This is a genomic window from Clostridium sp. DSM 17811 (genome assembly GCF_018861905.1).
Lineage (GTDB): Bacteria > Bacillota > Clostridia > Clostridiales > Clostridiaceae > Clostridium_AD > Clostridium_AD frigoriphilum.
This window is the reverse complement of record NZ_JAHLDU010000004.1, coordinates 43,910-68,087: the sequence shown is the minus strand read 5'-3', so window position 1 is coordinate 68,087 and position 24,178 is coordinate 43,910. Positions and strand designations below refer to the sequence as shown.

Annotated in this window: 23 protein-coding genes; 4 read left to right on the top strand and 19 right to left on the bottom strand. The window is 31.2% G+C overall.

Features of this window, described 5'->3' with window-relative positions; genetic code table 11:
- Window positions 1–4: 4 nt before the first annotated feature.
- Window positions 5–430: a hypothetical protein gene (locus KPL44_RS07195; RefSeq protein WP_216248265.1), complete on the bottom strand. Its 426-nt coding sequence runs from the start codon at window positions 428–430 to the stop codon at window positions 5–7.
- A 258-nt stretch (window positions 431–688) separates the two neighbouring features.
- Window positions 689–1,516 (bottom strand): alpha/beta hydrolase, encoded by an 828-nt coding sequence (locus KPL44_RS07190; RefSeq protein ID WP_216248263.1) that lies wholly within the window; start codon window positions 1,514–1,516, stop codon window positions 689–691.
- A gap of 491 nt (window positions 1,517–2,007) precedes the next feature.
- Between KPL44_RS07190 and KPL44_RS07185 the strand changes: the two genes are divergently transcribed.
- Window positions 2,008–3,387: an amino acid permease gene (locus KPL44_RS07185; protein ID WP_216248261.1), complete on the top strand. Its 1,380-nt coding sequence runs from the start codon at window positions 2,008–2,010 to the stop codon at window positions 3,385–3,387.
- Window positions 3,388–3,446: 59 nt separating this feature from the next.
- Here KPL44_RS07185 and KPL44_RS07180 read toward each other — a convergent pair whose 3' ends face one another.
- Both KPL44_RS07180 and KPL44_RS07175 read right to left on the bottom strand, forming a co-directional pair.
- Entirely contained in the window at window positions 3,447–4,160 is a 714-nt protein-coding gene (locus KPL44_RS07180; protein WP_216248259.1) for a hypothetical protein, read from the bottom strand.
- Complete coding sequence (locus KPL44_RS07175) at window positions 4,150–5,532, bottom strand: AAA family ATPase (protein WP_216248258.1); 1,383 nt, start codon at window positions 5,530–5,532, stop codon at window positions 4,150–4,152. The genes KPL44_RS07180 and KPL44_RS07175 overlap by 11 nt, the downstream gene beginning before the upstream one ends.
- 236 nt (window positions 5,533–5,768) lie before the next feature.
- Here KPL44_RS07175 and KPL44_RS07170 point away from each other — a divergent pair, with 236 nt between their 5' ends.
- On the top strand, window positions 5,769–6,266 hold the full coding sequence (locus KPL44_RS07170; RefSeq protein WP_216248257.1) for a C40 family peptidase: 498 nt from the start codon (window positions 5,769–5,771) through the stop codon (window positions 6,264–6,266).
- 55 nt (window positions 6,267–6,321) lie between these two features.
- Here the strand turns inward: KPL44_RS07170 and KPL44_RS07165 are convergent, their stop codons facing one another.
- The 11 genes from KPL44_RS07165 to KPL44_RS07115 all read right to left on the bottom strand — a co-directional run bounded on the left by KPL44_RS07165 (window position 6,322) and on the right by KPL44_RS07115 (window position 17,463).
- Window positions 6,322–7,161 carry a pirin family protein gene (locus tag KPL44_RS07165; protein ID WP_216248256.1) on the bottom strand — a complete coding sequence of 280 codons (840 nt, stop codon included), beginning with the start codon at window positions 7,159–7,161 and terminating at the stop codon, window positions 6,322–6,324.
- 105 nt (window positions 7,162–7,266) lie between these two features.
- Window positions 7,267–8,748 (bottom strand): nicotinate phosphoribosyltransferase, encoded by a 1,482-nt coding sequence (locus KPL44_RS07160; protein WP_216248255.1) that lies wholly within the window; start codon window positions 8,746–8,748, stop codon window positions 7,267–7,269.
- Between the two features lie 57 nt (window positions 8,749–8,805).
- Window positions 8,806–9,165, bottom strand: a complete 360-nt coding sequence (locus KPL44_RS07155) for a hypothetical protein (protein ID WP_216248254.1) — start codon at window positions 9,163–9,165, stop codon at window positions 8,806–8,808.
- 231 nt (window positions 9,166–9,396) lie between these two features.
- Window positions 9,397–10,050 carry an isochorismatase family cysteine hydrolase gene (locus KPL44_RS07150; RefSeq protein ID WP_216248253.1) on the bottom strand — a complete coding sequence of 218 codons (654 nt, stop codon included), beginning with the start codon at window positions 10,048–10,050 and terminating at the stop codon, window positions 9,397–9,399.
- 53 nt (window positions 10,051–10,103) lie between these two features.
- On the bottom strand, window positions 10,104–11,024 hold the full coding sequence (locus tag KPL44_RS07145) for an NUDIX hydrolase (protein ID WP_216248251.1): 921 nt from the start codon (window positions 11,022–11,024) through the stop codon (window positions 10,104–10,106).
- Between the two features lie 196 nt (window positions 11,025–11,220).
- A complete protein-coding gene (locus KPL44_RS07140) occupies window positions 11,221–11,700 on the bottom strand; it encodes a glutathione peroxidase (protein ID WP_216248249.1) in 480 nt (159 codons plus the stop codon).
- A 203-nt stretch (window positions 11,701–11,903) separates the two neighbouring features.
- The gene (locus KPL44_RS07135) at window positions 11,904–12,680 is read right to left on the bottom strand and encodes an EFR1 family ferrodoxin (protein WP_216248246.1); all 777 of its coding nucleotides are present in this window, start codon (window positions 12,678–12,680) and stop codon (window positions 11,904–11,906) included.
- Window positions 12,681–12,848: 168 nt separating this feature from the next.
- Window positions 12,849–13,496, bottom strand: coding sequence for a fructose-6-phosphate aldolase (gene fsa / locus KPL44_RS07130; protein WP_216248244.1), 648 nt, complete (start codon window positions 13,494–13,496; stop codon window positions 12,849–12,851).
- Window positions 13,497–13,567: 71 nt separating this feature from the next.
- Window positions 13,568–15,034 (bottom strand): L-arabinose isomerase, encoded by a 1,467-nt coding sequence (araA, locus tag KPL44_RS07125; protein WP_216248242.1) that lies wholly within the window; start codon window positions 15,032–15,034, stop codon window positions 13,568–13,570.
- A 38-nt stretch (window positions 15,035–15,072) separates the two neighbouring features.
- Complete coding sequence (locus tag KPL44_RS07120; RefSeq protein WP_216248240.1) at window positions 15,073–15,774, bottom strand: L-ribulose-5-phosphate 4-epimerase; 702 nt, start codon at window positions 15,772–15,774, stop codon at window positions 15,073–15,075.
- Between the two features lie 3 nt (window positions 15,775–15,777).
- On the bottom strand, window positions 15,778–17,463 hold the full coding sequence (locus KPL44_RS07115; protein ID WP_216248238.1) for a ribulokinase: 1,686 nt from the start codon (window positions 17,461–17,463) through the stop codon (window positions 15,778–15,780).
- A 168-nt stretch (window positions 17,464–17,631) separates the two neighbouring features.
- On the opposite strand from KPL44_RS07115, the gene KPL44_RS07110 reads away from it, so the two are divergent.
- Together KPL44_RS07110 and KPL44_RS07105 are read left to right on the top strand one after the other, a co-directional pair.
- Complete coding sequence (locus KPL44_RS07110; RefSeq protein ID WP_216248231.1) at window positions 17,632–18,717, top strand: GntR family transcriptional regulator; 1,086 nt, start codon at window positions 17,632–17,634, stop codon at window positions 18,715–18,717.
- 196 nt (window positions 18,718–18,913) lie between these two features.
- Complete coding sequence (locus KPL44_RS07105) at window positions 18,914–20,305, top strand: sugar porter family MFS transporter (RefSeq protein WP_216248221.1); 1,392 nt, start codon at window positions 18,914–18,916, stop codon at window positions 20,303–20,305.
- Window positions 20,306–20,439: 134 nt separating this feature from the next.
- Here KPL44_RS07105 and KPL44_RS07100 read toward each other — a convergent pair whose 3' ends face one another.
- The 4 genes from KPL44_RS07100 to KPL44_RS07085 all read right to left on the bottom strand — a co-directional run bounded on the left by KPL44_RS07100 (window position 20,440) and on the right by KPL44_RS07085 (window position 23,944).
- Window positions 20,440–20,655, bottom strand: a complete 216-nt coding sequence (locus KPL44_RS07100; protein ID WP_216248220.1) for a CsbD family protein — start codon at window positions 20,653–20,655, stop codon at window positions 20,440–20,442.
- 264 nt (window positions 20,656–20,919) lie between these two features.
- Entirely contained in the window at window positions 20,920–22,071 is a 1,152-nt protein-coding gene (fucO, locus tag KPL44_RS07095; protein ID WP_216248217.1) for a lactaldehyde reductase, read from the bottom strand.
- 41 nt (window positions 22,072–22,112) lie between these two features.
- On the bottom strand, window positions 22,113–22,931 hold the full coding sequence (gene rhaD / locus KPL44_RS07090; RefSeq protein WP_216248215.1) for a rhamnulose-1-phosphate aldolase: 819 nt from the start codon (window positions 22,929–22,931) through the stop codon (window positions 22,113–22,115).
- A gap of 254 nt (window positions 22,932–23,185) precedes the next feature.
- Complete coding sequence (locus KPL44_RS07085) at window positions 23,186–23,944, bottom strand: DeoR/GlpR family DNA-binding transcription regulator (protein ID WP_216248214.1); 759 nt, start codon at window positions 23,942–23,944, stop codon at window positions 23,186–23,188.
- Window positions 23,945–24,178 lie beyond the last annotated feature (234 nt).

Here is a 24,178-nt window from a genome sequence, read left to right as displayed (position 1 = left end):
TAATCTATATTTTTTGAGTTTCGTCAGATATTTCCTCTGGATTAGTTGTTTCTATATTTTCTACATTAACAACATCTTGATCTACACAATTTTCATGAGTAACATCATCGCAAATCTCTTTTTTAGTTAAAACTGTTAAACATTTTGAAACTTTATCACTGATTTTACCCACCGCTACTAGCAGTAATGCAACTCCACCATACATGGCAATCGGCTGGAATATTCCTGGTAACAATTGTGATGTCATTAATGCCTTTCTTACCGTACCAACTGCATAACCTTGAGTTACAGCTTGAGCAAAACTAGTATTATACAAGTAGATATTATCAACTAATAGTGCCACTCCTAAGATCGCTACAACTATAGCAGATATAAATAAAACGATTGAAATAGCAGATTTTTTTGTTGTGTTTTTTACATTATGTTCCATAATAATTTGTCTCCATTCCGCCCTTAAAGGCTATATTATTAATTGCATTTAATACTCACCTGATATTATTAATATTTAGTGATATGTTGATTATGTTATTTTGAGGATTCATCATGTAGTTCCTCTGTATCTGTTAACAATACTAACAAATAATTATTGCATTTAAGTGTCAATATTATGAACAATCTATGACTAGATTCCATGAACGCTTTGAAAATGGGTGTTTAGGCTAAAAATATGTTCTTATAAATTTTTATTCTATTTCTTTGAAAATAGATTAGTTAACCACGTAATACACAAATCCATCCAAGTAGCAACATTCGGATAAACCCCTTTTCCCTCTTCCCGAGTTTCTTCATTAGCAAGCGATAACCCATGTGGTCCTTCTGGGTATATGTGTAATTCAAAAGGTATTTTTTTGTTTCTTAACGCCTTAGCAAATAACAATGTATTTTCAACCGGTACTGAGTTATCTTCAAATGTATGCCATAAAAATGTAGGTGGTGTTTTCCCAGAGACATTATGTTCTAATGACATCTTCTCCTTTAATGACTCACTAGCATTATCTCCTATCAAATTGCAAAGTGAGTTTTCATGAGTAAATACTCCTGATGTTATGACAGGATAACATAAAATTTGAGCATTTGGATTGTTTTTACCTCCCTCAATTCCAGGTACCCCTTTTAAATAAGGCTCATCCCAATAAACTCCAAGACTTGCAGCTACATGCCCACCTGCCGAAAAGCCACACACCGCAATTTTATTAACATCAATTTTCCAATCTTTAGAATTTTCACGAAGTATACACATTGCCCTTGATAAATCTAGCAATGATTGTGGATACTTGTTTGGAGCAACACTATAATATAAGACAAATGCATGAAAGCCAGCAGCGTTAAATTTAATAGCTATTGGTTCAGCTTCTCTTAATGATGTATAAGCATATGCCCCTCCTGGGCATATTAAAACAGCTCCCCTTAATTTATCTCCTTTAAGTAAATACGTATCTAAACTTGGTCTAAAATCATCATTTCCCTTATTTTCATATGGAAACTTACCCCACAAATCAATAGTCTTATTTATCATATTCATCCCTCCTTTAATCATAAATTTAAGCTAAGAAACTACAGATACTTTTTTGACAAATTAAGTCTATTATAATAAGAATATACCAAATTGTCTATATTTTTATAATGTTCTCTTTATTTTGTTAGCATATTAATAATTTTTGCTACTATTTTACTTCTTATCCAAATAAAATTAAATCATCTTGTCAATATTGTAACTGCATATTAAAACTTAGAAAATGTCATGATGTTATAGTATTATATATCTAATCAAACCAATGAGCTTAACAAGCTATGTTTAGTTCTTTCTAATTCTCCAAATTTTCTATATAATGAATCTTATTAATATTTTTTATGCATAATATAGTATTACATTCATTTCTTTTTATAATTCTAAATACAAATAATTCAAATAAGAAACGAACAATATTAATACATAAAACTTTAGTTTTTATATCAACAAAACGATTAAAGTAAAATTAAAATTTAATTAAAGGAGTGAAAAAATTTATGGATATTTGGAAAAAGAAAACCCTAGAACAAATGTTACATTCAGCTGAAAAATCTGATTTAAAAAAGAATCTTACATCAAAAGACCTTGCAGCACTTGGAATAGGTGCAGTTGTAGGTACAGGGATTTTTGTTTCAACTGGTGTCGGGGCACATTTAGCAGGACCTGCAGTTGTTTTATCATTTATAGTAGCTGCAGTAATAAGTGCACTTTGCGCTCTTACTTATTCTGAACTTGCTACAATGTTTCCAGTTGCTGGCAGTACATATGCATATTCTTATGTTGCCTTCGGTGAATTAATAGCCTGGATTATAGGCTGGGACTTAATGCTTGAGTATTTGGTTTCTTCCGCTGCAGTTGCGTCTGGATGGTCAGGAACCTTTGTAGGTTTATTAAGTTCCGCAGGGCTAAATTTGCCTAATGCAATAATTAGAACTCCCTCGGCCGGTGGAATTATTGACTTACCCGCTGTTCTTATAACTATGTTTGTAACTTGGATATTATTTATAGGCATAAAAGAAAGTGCAAAATTAAACAATAAAATTGTCTTGGTAAAAGTTGGTGTAATTATTTTATTTGTAATACTTGGAGTATTCCATATTAATGTAGCTAACTATAAACCATTTGCTCCATTTGGTTGGAGTGGTGTTATGGCTGGTGCTTCAATTATATTCTTTGCATATATTGGTTTTGACGCAGTTTCAACTGCTGCCGAAGAAACTATAAACCCAAAGAGGGATGTACCTCGCGGACTTGCAATTTGCCTAGGAGTAGTAATTATACTTTACGTTGCAGTTGCACTTGTTATAACTGGTATGGTTCCATATAAAGAAATAATTGAGAACAATGCTGTTCCAGGAGCTCTTGCAAGATTTGGCATCAATTGGGGAGCAGCCCTTGTTGGAACTGGAGCAGTTATAGGTATGATTTCAACACTACTTGTAATGCTTTATGGACAAATTAGAGTGTTTATGGTTATGTCAAGAGATGGGTTACTTCCAAAGGTTTTTTCAAAGGTACACCCTATTCACAAAACCCCTACTCTTTGCACAATAATAACAGGTAGTATTGCTGGAATAATGGCCGGTTTTCTACCATTAGATGAAATAATAAAACTATGCAATATAGGTACATTATTTGCATTCATCTTAGTTTCAATAGGAGTTATAGTTCTTAGGAAAACTATGCCGAATATTGAAAGAAAGTTTAGGTGCCCATGGGTACCAGTTTTACCTATCATTTCTGCACTTTCTTGTGTTTATTTAATGTCAGCCTTACCACTAGTAACATGGATTAGATTTATAATTTGGTTATTAATTGGAATAGTGATTTACTTCGTGTATAGTAGACATCACAGTTTACTTCAAAAAGAAAAATAGAAATAATATTACAATAACAAAGTAGACAACCTTTTGGTAGTCTACTTTATTTTTGTAATTTATTCAATTTTTATTGTGTTAAGATATAAATTAAAATTAGTAAATCGTTTTAGAGAATTTGTATCTTTTTTTATAAATTCCCAGGTATCTTTATACTCAGCATTAATAGCAAATTCCGGATTATTCATAAATTCAATAAAACTAATAGGACTTGTTATAAATTTGTCTTCAAACTTTTCAGCAAACCTCCGTTTATCATCAGCATTAACCCCTTGCACATTATGAATTACATGTTCTAAATTAGAAGAAAAGAAATATACCCGGTAACTTAAGTTTGTATATATCATATTCGTAGTTGCCAGCTTACTTAGGATTTGTGATTTTTGTTTATTACGTTTTTTTATATTATCGGTATTTTTTGCATATATATTTTGGGTGTTATACTCAATACTATCCTTGGGTTTAATACTATTCATGTCCTTTTGCAAAACTTGTTCATCACTTATAAATGCACCATCAGTATCTACTAAATGAATTACATTTGAAATATCACTTTTCTTATACATATCACTAGATATAAACTCCTTTATATAATCTGTAATTTTGGTGTAAATATTACCTGCATTAACTCCATTTTGCGCTGTAACATCACCGTGAATAACTTTAAACCTAACAATTTTATCTTTTTCAATTATTTTAGATAAAATTAATGCAAATGAATTTCTATCAGTTACTCCCTCAACTATAAATAAAACAATTTTTTTACTCTTCATAAAGAATGTCACCAGCTTTTCTAAATGCGTGTGCAATCTCAAAACTATTAGTTTCTTCGTATATACACTCATTAAGTCCACCCAAATCAACCCCACGTAAATATACATTTCGTAGATTATTATTACTTTTTATATTCGTTATTCTTATAAATCTATTTTGTGGATTCACGGTACTAAATACCAATGATTCTTTTTCTAACATTTCAAGTGGTCGTAGGTTATGTGATGTAAAAATAAATTGGCCTTTTCCTTCTTGCTCAATTATCTTTAATAATTCCCCTAACAAATACTCAAATATGCCAGCATCAAGTTCATCAACTATTAAACAAATTGATGGATTATTAAACATGGAAATTAAGGTACTTAAAATAGAAATTATCTTTTTTATACCCTCAGATTCATATTTAAGCGGAATCTTTATATCTTTTTTAATAGAAAGCAATTGTATTCTTACTACTTCTTTTCCATTTTTAGATAACTCGTTTCCTAAATTATTAATCTCTAACTGTAAATTAGGAATGATAGTACTTAACACTATATTCAACTGTTTTATAATTTTTGTTGCTATATTATACCTTTTTTTATCTATATTTGATTTCCCGAGTAAATTAATTGCGATATCTCCACTAGTTACGCATGCCTCATTCTCCATTCTAAAACTTAATGGCATATAATTAAGGCTTATAGTCGCTGAATGTTCATTAGTTATTACAAATAAATTTACTCTAGCAAAATGTTTAATAACATTAATAACATTAAAATAATCATTGCTCATTGAATTACTTTTAAAAATTTCTTCCAAACTATCGTTAAAAATAAAAGATGTTTTTTCCTTTATTGATAACCTTTTACTCACTTCAAGATTAAATTCATTTTCTTTATTATTTCTTATTAACTCGTTATAACGAGCCTTTGGCAATATATATGTATCCTTTAAATCTATAAGATATTCGATTATATCAATTTTTCTTTTTTTGTTATCCTCATTTATTTGAGAATAACTTAACTTCTCATTATATAATTCTGCTTGCCCTTCTTTTCTCCTTAGTGAAAACTGGTAATATACTAATAACTTTTGATCTTTTAGTTCAATATAAAAAACAAACTTTAACGTTGCCTCGTCTTCTAATTCATGTATATAATTTTTAATATCTTCTGGTAATTTTTCACCACTTGCTATTGTTTTAAATAATTTAAAAGCTTCTACTATAGTCGTTTTTCCTGAACCATTTTGTCCATAAATTCCAATTATATCTGATTTACCACTATAATATTCTTTTTGTCTATAACCTGACAAATCGATAATTCCCTCCTGGATATTCTTAAACCCCGTAAGTTCAATCTTTTGTATCCTTATAATTGTTTTTGTCATATATTCCACTCCCATACATATAAATTACACGCTTCTCACTATAAAATGTTAATACTTTTCATTTAATTGATACAAAATGTTTCTTTCAATGTATTCACTTATATTATATCACATTCAAACAATATTATTCATTATGCCCTTAATTGGTATAATTAAAAAAAGTTTCTGTTTTTTAAAGGGATTTCCTATATTTATGTAGAATATAATAATAGATTACGTTTACAAAGGAGGCCATAATGAAGAAAGTTAAAAATATTATAACATTTGCTCTTGCTTTATTGCTTGCAGGTTCAATAAGTATTACTAGTAAGCCTGCGCATGCTGAGGCACTTGTATACACAACAGAAATTACTCAATTAGCAGCAAGTAAAAACAAGCTTACAGGGACTAATATCGTAGACTATGCAGAAACCTTTATCGGCATCCCATATAAATATGGCGGAACTACCACTGCTGGTTTTGATTGCTCTGGTTTTACTATGCATGTTTATAATAATTTCAAAGTAAATTTGCCACGCATTGCATCATCTCAAACATCAAACGGCAGTGTAGTTAGTAAATCTACCCTTAAGAAAGGAGATTTAGTTTTTTTTGGTAATCCTGTCTATCATGTAGGCATTTATGTTGGAAATGGTAAATTTATACATTCTCCTAAAACTGGGTCATCGATTAAAATTATAGATTTAAAATATATGCCTGATTATAATACAGCAAGAAGAATAACGAGCAATTAGGAAAAAGGAGCAAACAATAATTTGTAATTATTGCTTGCTCCTAAGCTTTTGTTTGCTACTTAACAAATGTTCCATCCTCAATATCTTTAAACGCCATCCTAAGTTCCTCTTGGGTGTTCATTACAATAGGTCCACCCCATGCGATTGACTCATTCAATTTAGCTCCTGAAAATAAAAGAAAACGAAGCCCTTTCTCTGTTGCGCTAACTATTAATTTCTCACCATCATTAAAAAGCACTGCACTTCTACTTGGAACCAATTTATCATTAGAATCATCAAAACACCCTTCACCTTCCACTATATATACAAACAGTGTTGTGTCAATCATAGTTTCTAATTCCCATCGTGCACCAGCTTTCATTTCAACGTCTAAGAATAACATTTTCACATGTTCACCTTGCACGGCTCCTGAATTACCTTTATAATTCCCTGAAATAACTCTAATGATGTTATCATCTTCGTCAATTTTAGTTACCATGTCTGCTCTAATATCTCGATACCTTGGACTTGTCATTTTATCCTTCTGAGGTAGATTAAGCCAAAGTTGAACGCCAAGCATTCTATTTGAGATTTTGGGCATTTCCTGATGAAGGATTCCCCCACCTGCTGTCATCCATTGACAACAACCATCTAATATACTTCCCTTATTACCTAAGCTATCTGTATGCTCAATATCTCCACTTATAAGGTAAGTAACTGTCTCTATCCCCCTATGTGGGTGCCATGGAAAACCTTTGGTATAATCATCTGGATCTATTGAATCAAAAGCATCCAACATCAAAAATGGATCAAATTCTTTTACATCAGGTAAACTAATCACCCTAACAAGTTTTACTCCAGCTCCATCATACTGAGTTGTTCCTGTTACTACTTTACGTATTTCCCTTGTTTTCATAATGTCCTTCCTCCCTATTGAGTCTAATTTACTTTATATTACCAATTATTCTTTCTTCTCAGCCACATAATCACTATATCATATAACTAATATAAGTACATTTAATTATTTTTCATTTTTTTCTTCTAGATTTCTATATTTTCGAATTAATTCCTGCTTAACTAACCAAAGTTCATGAGATAAATCAACAAAATACTTGTGAGGATTAGAAAATCTCTTAACTTCATCCCATATGCTGTCTACTTGATTTTTGCAGTAATCTCTAATTTCTTCTATAGTTGGTAATCCATATACACACTCTCCGTTAAGAAATATTGGTACTTGAAGCTTTTTTGCGTAAAAATTGGTAACTTTTTTCTTCTTCCAAGTAAGAACTGGGTCAAAGATTATATATGGCGCCGCTTCATTTATAACCTCACCTGTAAGTGTAATAACATCCGCAATTGCCTTGTGAGTATTTTTGTCATATAATCTCCAGCACATTTTATATCCTGGATTAATAATTTTTTCTTCACTTTCGCTCAATTTAATTCTTGGTACAACTTCTCCCTCTTCTTCAACTGCCACTAATTTATAAACACCACCGAATACTGGTTCTGATTTGGCCGTTACTAATCTTTCACCAACACCAAATATGTCTATTTTAGCATTTTGATTTAATAATTCAGTTATAATAAACTCATCTAAGCTATTAGATGCTACTATTTTACAATCTGTAAGCCCTGCTGCGTCTAACATAATTCTTACTTTCTTTGAAAGATAAGCAAGATCTCCACTATCAAGTCTAATTGCTTTTAACCTTTTTCCAATTGGCTCTAAAACATCTTTGGAAACCTTAATAGCATTTGGTATACCACTAGTTATAACATTATATGTATCAACAAGTAACGTACATGTATCTGGGTAGGTTTTTGCATATGTTTCAAAAGCTTTGTATTCATCTCCAAAGAATTGTATCCATGAATGTGCCATTGTTCCAGTAGCAGGAATCCCGTACATTTGATCTGCAATAGTTGTAGCCGTTCCACTTACTCCACCTATATATGATGCTCTTGCCCCCATTATAGCTGCATCAGCACCATGGGTTCTTCTTGCTCCAAGCTCAAGTATTGGTCTTCCCTTTGCAGCTCTCACTATTCTGCTAGCTTTTGTAGCTATTAAGCTTTGATGATTGATTGTTAAAAGTAACATAGTCTCTATAAGTTGTGCCTCAATTACTTTTGCCTTAATTGTGACTATTGACTCATTTGGAAATACTACTGTACCCTCTGGAATTGCATATATATCTCCTGAGAATTTAAATGCTAATAAATACTCTAAAAAATCCTCTGATAAAACGCCCTTGCTTCTTAAAAAATCTACATCCTCTCTCGTGAATTTTAAGTTCTTAACAAACACTACAAGTTGTTCAAGTCCCGCTGCTATTGAAAATCCTCCTCCATCTGGGTTCTTTCTATAGAACATATCAAAATACACAATTGTGTTTGAAACCCCATTTACAAAATACCCATTTGACATTGTTAATTCATAAAAATCCATTAACATTGAAAGATTTCTTTCCTCGCGAATATTGAATTCATTACTCATTTTCATATTTCTCCTTAATTTAATATTTTTATTGGGCTTAATTATTTTTCGCTTTATCTAAGCATTCAATAAATTTAAGCATTGGTTATTTTTATTTTTAAATTCTAGTATTTTATCTATTATATAGTTAGTAACATCTTTAACTTTCTTTCTACTAAATATTTGACTTATCGTACTACAATGTTTTATTACTTCGATTTTTGAACTAAATGAATTTGTCGTTATTGTAAACGCAATAGTCTTTTTAAATAGATCATCCGTGTCAACAAGAAAAATCAAATCCAAGCTATATTCTTGATACTCGTTACCTTCAATATAAACCTTTCTGTTATTATCCTTTACAACTCCGGATAGTGTATTTATTCTCCCCTCATTTACCAATTCATTTAGTATTTTTATCATATAATAATTCATCATACACTTTCACTCCTTATCTATTTAGTATCAAAACAGTACAAAGCATTCATAAAAAATTAAAAATTAGTATTTTTCTTTTTATATCCAAGATACTTTGTACCTATGTAGTACTATCATTATATCATATACTATTCCATTGTCAATATTCCATACTATTGGTTTATATATAAAATTAGTTCCTTTAGGCAATAAAAGGAACTAATTTTATAATCTACACTATTAATGAAATAACTATAATATAGTATCAACTACCTCTATGCCATTAGATTTCATTTCCCAAAGAGATATAACTTTCATTAAATCACCATCATGAGTTCCAGTGTCAAAGGTTTCTACTGAATCTATTGGTACAATAATTCTTCTATCAATATTTTTTTCATTAAAATATGTTTTTAATGTTTCTGTAAAATGCTTAACACATATATCCGTTGAACATCCTTCTATAATATAGTTTTCAATTTGCGCTTCATTTTCATGAAGCCATGTTTTAAATTCTGGTGCATGGAAACCATTAGTACTATTCTTATGGATTATTGTAGTATTACTATGAAGTGTAGCTCCACAGTTCAATGAAGAAATAAGTTCTGCCTCGGTACTATTTTTTAAGCAATGTCTTCCGTAGATTTTAAACTCAGTAGAATTTTCATCATGTTGCTCCAAAAAAAACACCTTCTTATATCCGTATGTACGCTCATTAATAGTTACAACATTATCTATAATAGTTTCAACTCTTGGTGAAGACATTATTCCAGCGTGGACAAAACCATTTACCATATCCATAACTATCAAAGCTGTTTTTTCTTTTGGAAGGTCATTTAAATTAACTACATTTCCCTTTATTTCATTTTGCATATCAAATATTTTATTTATTAGTAAATTTATCATGCATATCATTTCCTCTCTTTTATTATTTATCACCAAATGTGATAATTAACCTATTAGTCTAAGAAATTATGTTCCCAGTTTTCATTAAACATATAACAAGTTGCAGGTCTTCCCGCAGTTGTTTTTTCTTTATCAGTTTCTACAACCATCTTCTTAATCTTGCGCCTAAAATTAGCCCTTGATAAAGGTTTTCCTAAATTAAGAATAGCTTCATATATTTTTTGAGCTTCTCTTAACGTAAAATATTTTGGAAGTAATGAAAAAGCAATTGAGGTGTATTCTATCTTATTTTTAAGTCTATCTAACGCATAATACACTTCGTCAATATGGTCGAAAGCAAGTTCATCTTTACTCCACTTAAGTGGCTCATAAGATGGTACTTTAATTGTAATAATGCCATTCTTAACAAATCTTTCATAAACGACATAACCAATTTTAACCTCACCATCATCAGAAATAAGTGTTATATTATAAACATCAACTCTCTCTATTCCAGAATTATCTGATGAAACAAAATCTTTCTTTACCGTAAACCATTGCGCATAAGTAGCATCATCACCTGCTACTGCCTTAATGTTTGTTTTATCAGCAAGTGCCAAATAAGCTATCGAAATAACCCTCATCCTCGGGTCCCTATCTACTAGATCCCCAAAAGTTTTTAACTGCTCAAAATACACACTATCAATATTAGTTTCTTCTTTTAATTCTCTGTAACAAGCTGTACTTAATCCTTCATCAATATTAACGAACCCACCCGGAATCCCATAACACCCAATATATGGATGGTCGCCCCTCCTTACCAAAAGCAATTTAAGCGCTTTATCAGGATCTTTCCCTTCTACTGGTATATCATCTATCGTAAAAAGTAACATATCCACTGTATTAGATGGTCTATCATAATTCCCTGGCACATAACTACCCAAAAACTCTTTTTCAGTTAATCCGTCCTTATTTTTTATATCTAAATTTCTCATAATCATTTTTCCTTTCTATATTGTTTATTATTATTTTATGACTATGCTAATCTAATCTACTTTGTATTGTTATAATACTATTACCTTAGCACCGTATAGATACAAAGTCAATGTTTTTGTAATAAACACTAAAAACATTGTATTATCTAAAAAACGAGCCTGTAATTTATTACAGCCCCGTTTTTTAAATGCAATTTTATTTTTTTAATAAGTTTTCTATATCTGTTTTTATATTTAATGGAAGCACTGTTGGAGCATATCTCTTAATTACTTGCCCTTCTGTATTTATTAAAAATTTAGTAAAATTCCATTTTATTTCCTTACCTAAAAATCCTTTTTCCTCATTCTTTAAATATTTATATAAAGGATGTGCATTTTGTCCATTTACATTTATTTTTTCAAACATAGTAAAACTAACTCCATAATTTAATAAACAAAACTGCTGTATCTCTTCATTACTGCCAGAATCCTGCTTTGCAAACTGATTACAAGGGAATCCTAGAATTTCAAACCCTTGCTGCTTATATTCGTTATATAATTTTTCAAGACCTTCAAACTGTGGTGTTAATCCACACTTACTTGCAGTGTTTACAACTAAAACAACCTTACCCTTGTATTCCTCCATCTTTATATCTTGTCCATCCATTTCTTTTGCTGAAAAATCATAAAAATTCATATTATTTACTTCCCTTCAAAATTAATTTATTTTTTAGTTTTATACAATTAAATTTGACTCAATTTTATTATATGTTTAATTATTATTATTGTCAACCTAAATTTTACAAAAAATAAAACAAACGTTAAATCTCTATTTAAAGAGCCTAACGCTTGTTATATTAAATCATTTCCTGGGTCGCTGCAATATTAATAACTCGCTTTTTATAAATGGAATAATTCCGTAACGTCTACATCTGGGTGATGATAACGACCTCTTTTTATTGTTACTTTTTTATATTGAATTGATTTTTGTGGGCACCACTGCATACAAGCAAGACATTGCTCACATTTATGTTGCCATTGTGGTTTACCCTCCATCATTTCTATATTACTCGTAGGACATACTTTTGAGCATGTACCGCAACCATTACAGTTTTTGTCTATCCAAAAATCTTTATCTTTTTCATAAGGGCTAAAGCTGCTGTAAACCATGCCACCAACTGTCCTCATCAAGCTTTCGCCTAGTCCACTAAATCCAACTATCTCATTATTATTTAAACTTTTAACAATTCCACTTATTTTTGCTTTTTCATCGTCAAAACACTTTTTCTGTTTTTCCTCAGAATAAGGTGCATAAATCACTTGATAATTTCCTGGCATTTTGACTTTAAACGCAGCGCTAAGTTTAATACCCTTGTCAGTTAACAGCTCTTCTAATTGTTTTATAGAAGCCCCCGATGCTGATCCAAAAGTTACAACAGTATAAACATAAGCCTCCTTTTTAAGTCTAATTTCTTTAATAAACTTTTTAACTAAAAGTGGAATTCCAGAAGCGTATACTGGAAAAATAAATCCAATTTTATTTGATGATGCATTGTCAATATTCATATTTTTTGTACATATTTGTATTATTTCTGTATCTTTTAATTCAAGAGCTATATCCTTGGCTACCTTTAAAGAATTACCCGTACCACTAAAACAATAAATTGTCGATTCCATAAAAACACTCCTATACTCAATATTATTTTCATTGAAACAATTTCATTTATAACTACTCTATTATATACAATGCTATTGTATATAATAGTTTATGTCAAGATTTTATAAAAAAATATGGAACCTTTCTTTTAAAGAAAGGTTCCATACATTATCTACATAATTTCATTATTATTTTCCGAAAGTTTCTTTCCAATCTTTAGCAAATTTTTCTATTCCAGCATCGGTCAATGGATGTTTTATCATCTGTTTAATGATTTTAAGTGGAACAGTCGCAATATGAGCCCCTGCAACCGCAACATCTGTAACATGCATTGGATTTCTTATGCTAGCCGCAATTATTTCAGTGTCTATTGCATGTACTTTAAAGATTGTAACAATAGTTCTTATTAAGTCCATAGCATTAGCATTTATATCATCAAGTCTTCCAATGAAAGGACTTACATATGATGCTCCTGCTCTTGCTGCAAGTAATGCTTGTCCAGCTGAGAATATTAATGTTACATTTGTTTTTATTCCTTCTTTTGAAAGTACTTTAACAGCCTTTAGACCATCCTGCGTCATTGGAATTTTAACAATCATATTTTTATGTATTTTTGCTATTTCTCTTCCTTCTTTTATCATACCTTTTGAATCTAAAGAAATAACTTCTCCACTTATAGGTCCGTCTACAATAGATGCTATTTCTTTTATAACTTCATTAAAGTCTCTACCTTCTTTTGCAATTAGTGAAGGGTTAGTGGTAACACCACAAATAACACCCATATCATTAGCTTCACGGATATCTTCTACATTAGCTGTATCAATAAATAATTTCATATAATTAGCCTCCTTATAAAAGGTCAGCAAAACTGCCAACCTTTTATATTATTTTTCTCTAGTTATTTATTTTATCTTGTTGTATCTTTCATAATGTCTCTTAATTTTGTATCATGATCTATTATAACAGTTTCGAGCCCAACCATACGGCTCCAATCATAAACTTGATCAACTGTTAACTTTAATGTAACAACTGTATGATGTCCACCACCAGAATATATCCATGCTTTAACACCATCACTAAAGTTTGGTTCTGGCTTCCATACCATTTTAGCTACAGGTAAGTTTGGCATATCTTCAGTAGGTTTAACTGCTGTTATTTCGTTAATAATTAAACGATAATGCGTTCCTAAATCAAGCATAGATACTGCAACTCCAGCTCCAACTGAGCCATTAAATATTAAACGAGCTGGATCTTCTTTATCACCAATTCCAAGTGGTTTAACAACTACGCTAGGCTTGTCTGAAGCAAATGTTGGATCTACTTCAAGCATATGTGCGCCTAAGATTCTTTCATTACCAGTGCTTAATTCGTACATATAATCTTCCATAAATCCTGTTTTCTCATTATTAGTCATAACCTTAAACAATCTAGACATTGCTGCTGTTTTCCAATCTCCTTCTCCAGCAAATCCGTACCCCTGTGCATTCAACCTTTGAACAGCAAGTCCAGGTAGTTGTTTCATACCATATAGATCTTCAAAATTTGTTGTAAATGCTGTGTAATTTCCTGCTTCTAGAAAAGTCCTTAATCCAATTTCAATTCTTATTTGTTCTTTTACTTGTTTCTCATAGAATTTAGGATCATTTTCTCCAGCATCCATAATGTATATTTTCTTAAATCCTTCATATGTGTCATCAACTTCTTTTTCTGAAACTTTACTAATCTCGGTAGTTAAATCACCAATAGCAAAGTAATCAACTGTCCAGCCAAATTGAATTTGAGCTTCTATTTTATCTCCTTCAGTAACAGCAACATTACGCATGTTATCACCAAAACGAGCAACTTTTATCTCCTGACTTATAATAAACCCTACGGCTACATTCATCCAATCAGCAATTTCTTTTTTAATCTCATCTGTTTTCCAATATCCAAAAATTACTTTATTATGTTTTTTTAGTCTTGCATTAATAAACCCATATTCACGATCTCCATGAGCACTTTGATGTAGATTCATATAATCCATATCAATTGTTTTCCATGGAATATGTTCACTAAATTGTGTTGCCAAATGTAGTAGAGGTTTTTGTAATAATTTTGTACCAGCTATCCACATTTTAGCAGGTGAGAAAGTGTGCATCCAAGTAATTACGCCAGCTACCTTATCATTATAGTTTACTTCTTTCATTAAACTAGTAATTTCATCCGCAGATGTTGCTAGTGATTTAAATACTATAGTGTAAGGTAATTTTCCACTTTTATTTAAACCATCTGCAATAACTTGTGAATCCTGTTTAACCTCATCTAACGCTTCTTGACCATATAAGTTTTGACTACCTACGATAAACCAAAATTCCATCTTTTTGTTATCTAACATATTCTATTTCCTCCTTCATAATCTAACTTCTTATTAATCTATTTTTTGTTTTGACCATAATATGCATTCTTTCCATGTTTACGATTAAAATGTTTATCTAACAAAACTTGATCCATTTTAATATTATGTGGATTTAATTGAAGTGAATGATATGCCATCTTTGCAACTTCCTCTAGTACTACAGAGTTATGAACTGCATTACTAGGATCCGTACCCCAAGTAAATGGACCATGATCATTAACAAGTACTCCCGGTACATGATCTGGATTAATATTATTTTTATCAAAAGTTTCAACTACAACATTTCCAGTTTGTTTTTCATAGTCTTTAATTATTTCATCTTCAGTCATCGCCCTAGTTACAGGTACATCCCCATAAAAATAATCACCATGTGTTGTTCCCGCAGCTGGAATAGAAACACCTGCTTGGGCAAAAGAAACTGCCCAAGGAGAATGTGTATGAACTACGCCCATGATATTTGGAAAAGCTTTGTATAAAACTAAATGAGTTGGTGTATCACTTGAAGGATTTAATTTACCTTCAACTATATTTCCATCCATATCAACAACAACCATATCACTTACGCTCATTTGATTGTATTCAACGCCACTAGGTTTTATAACAATTAAACCCCTTGAACGATCAATTCCAGAAACATTACCCCAAGTGAAAGTTACTAAATTATATAAAGGTAACAATAAATTTGCTTCAAATACCTTTTGTTTTAAATCCTCTAACATAAATTAACCCTCCTTCGATACGGATTCCTTAATCTTCTTCAAGTGTTTCATTACATCATTGGCACCACGACCAAAGTAATCATGTAGTTTTACATACTCTTTATAAATTGCTTCATAACGTTTAACATTTTCTGGAATTGGTTTTATTGAGTTTTCTTTAAGTCTTGCCATTTTCTTTGATGCCTCTTGTATAGTATCGTAACCAAAAGCTTCTTTGCCAGCAGCAACAGCGGCAAACATTGCGGCTCCAATTGCAGGTGCTTGATGATGCTCTGATATAAACATTTCTTTATTAGTAACATCAGCATAAATTTGATTTAACATTTGATTTCTGTGAGGTAACCCACCACAAACCGTTAAAGTATCAATTGGAACACCATTTTCTTCAAAAGTATCTATAATCAACCTTTTACCAAATGCTGTTGCTTCTATTAAAGCTCGATATATTTCTTCTGGTTTTGTATCCATATTCATTCCAAGTACTAAACCAGTTAAATCTGTATCTACTAGAATAGAACGATTTCCATTCCACCAATCTAATGCTATTAATCCACTCTCACCAATTTTTAATTTTTTAGCCTTTGCTTCAAGTAACTGATGAATATTTAAACCCTTTTCCTCTGCCTCTTTGAAATATCTTTCTGGAACCTGGTTATTAACAAACCATCCAAAAATATCTCCAACGGCATTTTGACCAGATTCATAAGCATAAAATCCTGGTACAGCACCATCCTTAACTACACCGCACATACCAGGTACTGGTATTTCTTTTTCCCCAAGTGTAATATCACAAGTGGATGTGCCCATAATGTTAAGCATAGTTCTTGGTCTTACAACTCCAGTTGGTGCAACTGAAACATGAGCATCAACATTTCCAACTCCTACAGCAATGCCTACGTTTAAGCCAGTAGCCTTAGCTACTTTTTCAAGAAGCCCACCTGCTTTAGTTCCTACAGGATAAAACTTAGTACCAATTTTATCTTCAATTACATTTTCCATTAATGGATTTAGTTCTTTAAAAAATTCATTGCTTGGGAATCCTGTTTCAGCATTCCATATTGCTTTATAACCTGCAGTAGTTGCATTTTTTATTTTTTTACCAGTTAACTGCCATGTCAACCAGTCTGTTGCTTCTATAAAGTCATCCATAGCTGCATATACATCAGGTGCTTCTTCAGCTATTTGCATTAGTTTTGGAAATAACCATTCTGATGAAATTTTACCACCATAATACTTAAGCCATGGTTCATTACGTTCTCTTGCAATAGCATTTAGCCTATCTGCTTGCTCTTGCGCCGCATGATGTTTCCAAAGTTTAACCCATGCATGTGGGTTATCATGCCATTCTTTTATATTCATCAAAGGGGTACCATCGTTTTTTACAGGAAGTACAGTACACGCTGTAAAATCAATAGCTACTCCTATAATATCATCTTTTGAAATTGTTTTCGTTGCCTCATTAACGGCCTCTTTAACTGTTGCTATAAAACATTCATAATAATCATTTGGATCTTGAAGTGCCCAATTATTACCTAATTTAATCGTAGTTCCCGGTAAGGTTTCATCAATTACCGCACTTGGGTAATTTTTTACTGCAGATGATAAAACTTTTCCATTTTCTAAGTTTACAACCACCGCCCTTGAAGACAAAGTTCCGTAGTCAACTCCAACTGTATATTTTGTTGTCATTTTATTGACCCCCTTCTTAGTAATCGCTTTCAATACAAACTATAGTATTTATTCGTATAATTGTCAAGATATATTTATTATTCATACGTACTAATTTTAAATATCATTGTGAATGCCCCTATCTTCTGATATAATATTTTATGAAATAAATTATTATAGGAGATACATATGAAGCACAAATACGAAGAAGTAATAGATAAAATTATTAATTGGGCAATTACTGAAAAATATAAGCCAAACGATAAGCTCCCAACTGAATCAGAACTAATGTCTCTCTTTAATGTAAGCAGGCATACCGTAAGGAGAGCTATCAGTGATTTAAATGCTGCGCAGTATGTATATCGAATACAAGGAAGTGGAATATATCTATCTGATTGGAAACAAAATAGTATTCACTTAAAAAAGAATAAAAATATAGGTGTTCTTACAACTCATATATCAAATTATATATTTCCAGATATAATCCGTGGTATTGAAAGTACTCTCTATGCCCAGTCTTATTCACTTTTATTATCATCTACTAGTAATAACATAATGCTTGAGAATAGTAATTTAAAAAATTTGCTAGCACATGAAATAGATGGCCTTATATTAGAACCAACAAAAAGTGCATATCAAATTCACAATCTAGAATATCTAAATAACATATTAGCTAAAAATATTCCTATTGTTATGATTAATGCTTCCTATTATGAAATCAAAGTCCCAAACTTACGGATTAATGATTTTAAAGGTGGAAAGATTGCAACTAAACACTTACTTTCTTTAGGTCACACTAACATAACGGGTATATTTAAAGTTGATGATTCCCAAGGTATCCATAGAATGAATGGATTTATTACAGAATGTCAAACGAATGAGATTGCATCGTCGCCAAATCAAATTTTAACTTACCTTTCAGAAGAAGTGGAAACAGTACTTCCCCAAAGGATAGAGAGTGTACTCAAATCTAGCAATCGTCCTACAGGTATATTTTGTTATAATGATGAAATCGCATATATGGTATCAAGCATTGCAAATAAATTGCAAATAAAAATTCCAGAAGGCCTTTCAATTATCGGCTTTGATGACTCTATGTTATCAAGAATTATGGTTCCAAAGCTAACCTCCATTACACACCCAAAAGAACAAATGGGCAAGGACGCTGCTAATTTAATAATAAAATTAGTTAATAATAATAATAAATTTGATGACAGTGATTCTATATTATATGAACCTAGTCTTGTTATTAGAAATTCAACGACACAACTTTAAAATAAACCATAAACCATAAGCTATTTTACGATATTATAGCGGTTTATGGTTTATTTGTTTTCTATTTGTACCTACAACTGTTACATTTTCATTGACATTTGTACGTATATATATTATTATAAGCTTGTAATCGCTTGCAAAACTAATACTAAAAGTAAAAAAAAATAATAAATATAACATATGAGGAGGATTTAAAATGTCAGAGAAACCTAAAAGTAAACGTTCTTTAATGTTTATTATACTAATATCATGCGCTGCCGGATTAGGAGGTCTACTATATGGATATGACACAGCCGTTATATCCGGAGCCATTGGTTCGCTTCAAAAGCTATATAATTTAACACCAATGATGGAAGGTCTAGTAATTTCAAGTATTATGATTGGTGGTGTCGCCGGTGTTGGTATCTCTGGATTTTTAGGTGATTTCATCGGTAGAAAAAAAGTATTAATGTTTGCTGCTGCTTTATTTGGAGTATCAGCCCTAGCATCTGCTCTATCACATTCAGTAGAAGCTTTAATTATTGCTCGAATAATTGGAGGTCTAGGTATTGGTATGGCTTCAGCCTTATCTGTAACTTATATTACAGAATGTGCACCACCTGCAATTCGTGGTAGACTTTCTGCACTCTATCAATTATTCACTATATCAGGAATGTGTCTTACATACTTCATAAACCTATGGATTGTAAATATGGGTAGTGATGCTTGGCTTACAACAACTGGATGGCGTTGGATGCTTGCTTGTGGTATATTCCCATCTTTTGTATTCTTATTAACATTATTTTTCGTTCCAGAAAGTCCACGTTATTTAGTAAAAGCAGGAAAATTAGATCAAGCTTCTGCTGTACTTAATAAAATTAATGGCCCTGTAATCGGAAAGCAAGAGTTTGATTCTATTTCTAATTCATTAATAGTTGAAAAAAATTCATCTCTTAAACAGCTTTTTAAACCAGGGCTTCGTAAAGCTTTAGTAATCGGAATTTTTCTTGCCATCTTTAATCAAGCAGTTGGCATGAACTCAATTACATATTATGGTCCTAAAATTTTTGAAATGATAGGTTTTAAAACTAATTCAAGTTTTCTTGCTACAAGCGTTGTAGGTGTTGTAGACGTTTTAGCTACAATACTTGCTATGTTCTTAATAGATAAAGTTGGACGTAAAAAGTTAATGTCTATAGGTTCTGCATTAATGGCTTTCTTTATGTTATTCATTGGTTTAGCATTTTATACACATTATGCAAATGGAATGGTTATTTTGTTCTTGATTCTTGGTTTTGTAGCATCATTTTGTATTTCAATGGGTCCAATTCCTTGGATTATGATTCCTGAAATATTCCCAAATTATTTAAGAGCAAGAGCAACAGGCATTGCAACTATGTTTCTATGGGGCGCTAACTGGGCAATCGGTCAATTTACTCCAATGCTGCTTAGTAGTATTGGCGGTGCATTTACCTTTTGGATATTCTGCGGATTAAATGTTATTTGCTTCATATTTGTTACAACGTCTGTTCCAGAAACTAAAAATAAATCATTAGAAGAGATTGAAAAGTTCTGGATTCCTAAAAACAAGAAAAAAAATGTTGCTTAAATTTATTTGATTTAAAATTACAGAATAGATTTACAAACTAATATATCCAAAAGCAAAAAAACTTCGGCTGTACTTTTCCGAAGTTTTTTTGCTTTTTAAGTCTCTTTATCCAAAATAAATTTTTCTAAAGCCATCTATTTCTTTTCTTCATTCTTATCTAATGTATCATTAATTTTTTTTGCTACCTTCTCTTTAAATTCACCAAATTTCTCCTTAAACTCCCCGGTTTGTGACTGAGCCTTCCCTTTAAGTTCCGTCTCTTCACTACCAGTTGCCTTTCCAACATTCTCCTTAGTTTTTCCCAAAATCTTATCCTTTGCACTATCAAATTTGTTTTTTAGATCTGTCATTTGACACCTCCATTTTAATTTATTAAACTTCCTTATTCATGTGATTACAATACCATTACTATTCCAACATTTCACTCTTTTTATCCAATTAAATCATCTGCTGGGTCGCTACAACATCTTCAAAGAAGATGCATTGACAACTTGAAAATAATATTTATAGTTCCACTGAAGTTTTCTATTTGTTAGGGTACTTATTTCTAACATATACAAAAAAATGGACTACCTTAAGGTAATCCGTTTTTTTGTATATATATATATTGTTTATTAGAAAATTGATTTGTAAACTTCAAATATTTCTTTAACACTTGTATCTCTTGGATTACCTGGAGTACATGCATCTGCCATAGCTGACTGTGCAAGTGCTTCTAGATCTTCCTTCTTAACTCCAATTTCTTTTAATGTCTTTGGAATTCCAACATCCCCTGAAAGTTTCTTAACAGCATCAATAGCTGCCTTTCTATATTCTTCCTTGGACATGTTATCTACATTTGGAACTCGCATTGCACGGGCTACTTCTCTATATTTTTCGCCAGTAGAGCCTGCATTATATTCCATAACATAAGGCAATATTACTGCATTAGCAATTCCATGTGGTGTATCATAAAAAGCTCCAAGTGGATGTGCCATTCCATGAACAAGACCAAGACCTACATTACTAAATCCCATACCTGCAACGTATTGCCCAAGGGCCATATCTTCTCTTCCCTTTGGTTCATTTGCTACTGCACTTCTAAGTGAGCGTGAAATTATTTCAATAGCTTTTAAATGGAGAGTGTCTGTTAACTCCCAAGCACCTTTTGTAATATATCCTTCAATTGCATGAGTTAAAGCATCCATACCAGTAGCTGCTGTTAGTCCCTTTGGCATTGATGACATCATCTCTGAATCAACAACTGCTATAACTGGAATATCATGTGGATCTACACATACAAATTTACGTTTTCTTTCTTCATCAGTGATTACATAATTAATAGTAACTTCTGCTGCAGTTCCAGCTGTTGTAGGAATTGCAATAATAGGTATTGATTTATTTTTAGTAATAGCTGCACCTTCAAGACTTCTTACATCTGAAAATTCAGGATTATTTATAATAATCCCTATAGCTTTCGCAGTATCAATAGATGAACCTCCACCGATAGCTACTAAGTAATCTGCACCAGCTTCCTTAAACATCGCTATACCACTTTTTACTACACTTATAGTAGGATTAGCTTTTACATTATCAAAAATTTCAAATTCTAAACCATTTTCTTTAAGTAAATCTGTTACCTTGCAAGCTACATTAAATTTTATTAAATCTTTATCAGTTACTACTAATGCTTTTTTAAAACCTCTAGTTTTAACCTCTTGCGCAATATTCGTTATTGCTCCTGCGCCTATGTAACTTGTCTCATTTAAAACCATTCTGTTTGCCATAATAATCAATCTCCTTTTAGAATATATTTTTTAATAAAAAATTAAACTAAATAGTCTTCTGAAATATTAACATTAAAATCTTTTGCTAAGTCTCTAAAGTTTTGAGATGTTATTGTTTGCTTTTTTCCACCCATTGATAATACTTTAACTAAGATTTCAGCTGATTTCTCTACTGTATCCATAAGTCCAAAAGTTAAATCTAGAGTTTCACCAGCGCAGAACATTCCGTGATGTGCCCAAATTACAACATCATGTTCTTTCATTAATTTACCAGTTGCTTCTGCAATCGGAGCTCCACCTGGAACCATCCAAGGTACTATGCCTATTCCGCCTGGGAATACTACAGGGCATTCTGTTGCCATTTCCCACAATTCTCTAGTAAATACCTTGCCATCTAGTGGTAATACAAATGTTAAAGCTATAGCGTTTGTAGTATGTGAATGCATTATAACTCTGTATGTTCCCTTTGTTTTTTCTTTCTTTATTGAATGACTCATTAAATGTGATGTTACTTCACTTGTTGGTCTTGCTCCATTTATTAATCCCCAAACTATTTTGTAATTTTCGCCTTTTTCATCAATCTTTATGAGTCCTGCATTTTCTTCTAAACATACAGTCATATTTCTTATGAATTTTCCACTTCCTGTTACTAGAAAATACTCATTAGCTAAGTTTTCAACAGTTACTCCAATTGGAGTATATGCTGACTCTTCATTAATAATGCCTTTAACTGCTGATACTTCCTCCTGTGTTAATCTGTAAGTTATGTTTCCACCGTTTCTTTCATGCCAACCCTTAAGCCATGCATCATTTGCAATTTTTTTAAAGTTTTGTATGAATTTCATATTTTCTATATTCATTTTAATCTCCCACTTTCATTTTATAATTATATTTTTAATTTTAATATTCTATCACGTTTTATTTTATGTAGTACATTTTGCAAAATCTAACTTCTTAAAGTATACTTCATTCTTTCTATAAATACAATCGTTTTCTGTTGTTTTTGTTTTGTTTTTCTTGTTTTTGTTTGTTTTTCTTATTATCCTAAAATTAAGTTAAAGAGCTACCAAAAATAATTTTGGTAGCTCTTTAACTTAATTTTATAGTTTTTTTATTAATATATAATTTCAATGTTATTAGAATGTAATAATTTTAACCATTCTTCTCTTGGTGCCTTATCTGTAATGATATAATCTATATTTTCATAATCAAAAAGCTTTACGAAAGAAGTTTTATCATATTTACTATGATCAATTAATAAAATCACCTTACTGGCTTGCTCTATCATAGTATTTTTAATTTCTGCCTCTTCTTCATTTGAGTCTAATATTCCTTTTTTAATATCCATTCCTTTGCAGCTCACAAAAGCTAAATCTACACTATATTTTCTAATAGTACAATGCGTTATAGGTCCTTGAAGTGATAAAGATCTTTGCTTTATTCCACCACCCGTTGATATAATATTTAGTTCTGATTGATTAAGTTCACTAAGAACCTCAACTGAGTTTGTTATAACTGTTACGTCACTTCTATCTCTAATTAGCTTCAAGACCTCAAGTACAGTTGAACTACAATCTGCCATTATCGTACTATCTTCTTTAATAAATTCTATTGCTTTTGATGCTATGTATATTTTTTCTTCCATATCAATCTTTGACCTTTTATAAAAAGGTATATCCTCATTTGTTATTTGAGCATTCAATATTGCCCCACCATAACTTCTAGTAACTAAACCTTGTTGTTCTAGTTTTTCTAAATCTCGCCTTATTGTTTCTTCTGTTACATCAAATTTTTCGCTTAACTTTGAAACATATAGTTTTTTTTCGCTTAAGGCTGTTTGCTTTATAATTTCTAATCTTTCTATTGATAACATTCCTATTCCCCCTTGTATAAATTTTGCCACTTAAATAAAAAAGAAGGCATCTAATTGCCCTCTACCTCTTTATGTATAACGTGTTTTCACTACATAATTTTGTATTTTATAATAAAAAAAGTATTTACATACCTCATCCGCTTTACCTCAAACATAAAAATAAAACCACACATAAGCTTTACTTAAATATGATTTTTGTATATAATTAGATATGAATATAAGTATAATAATTAT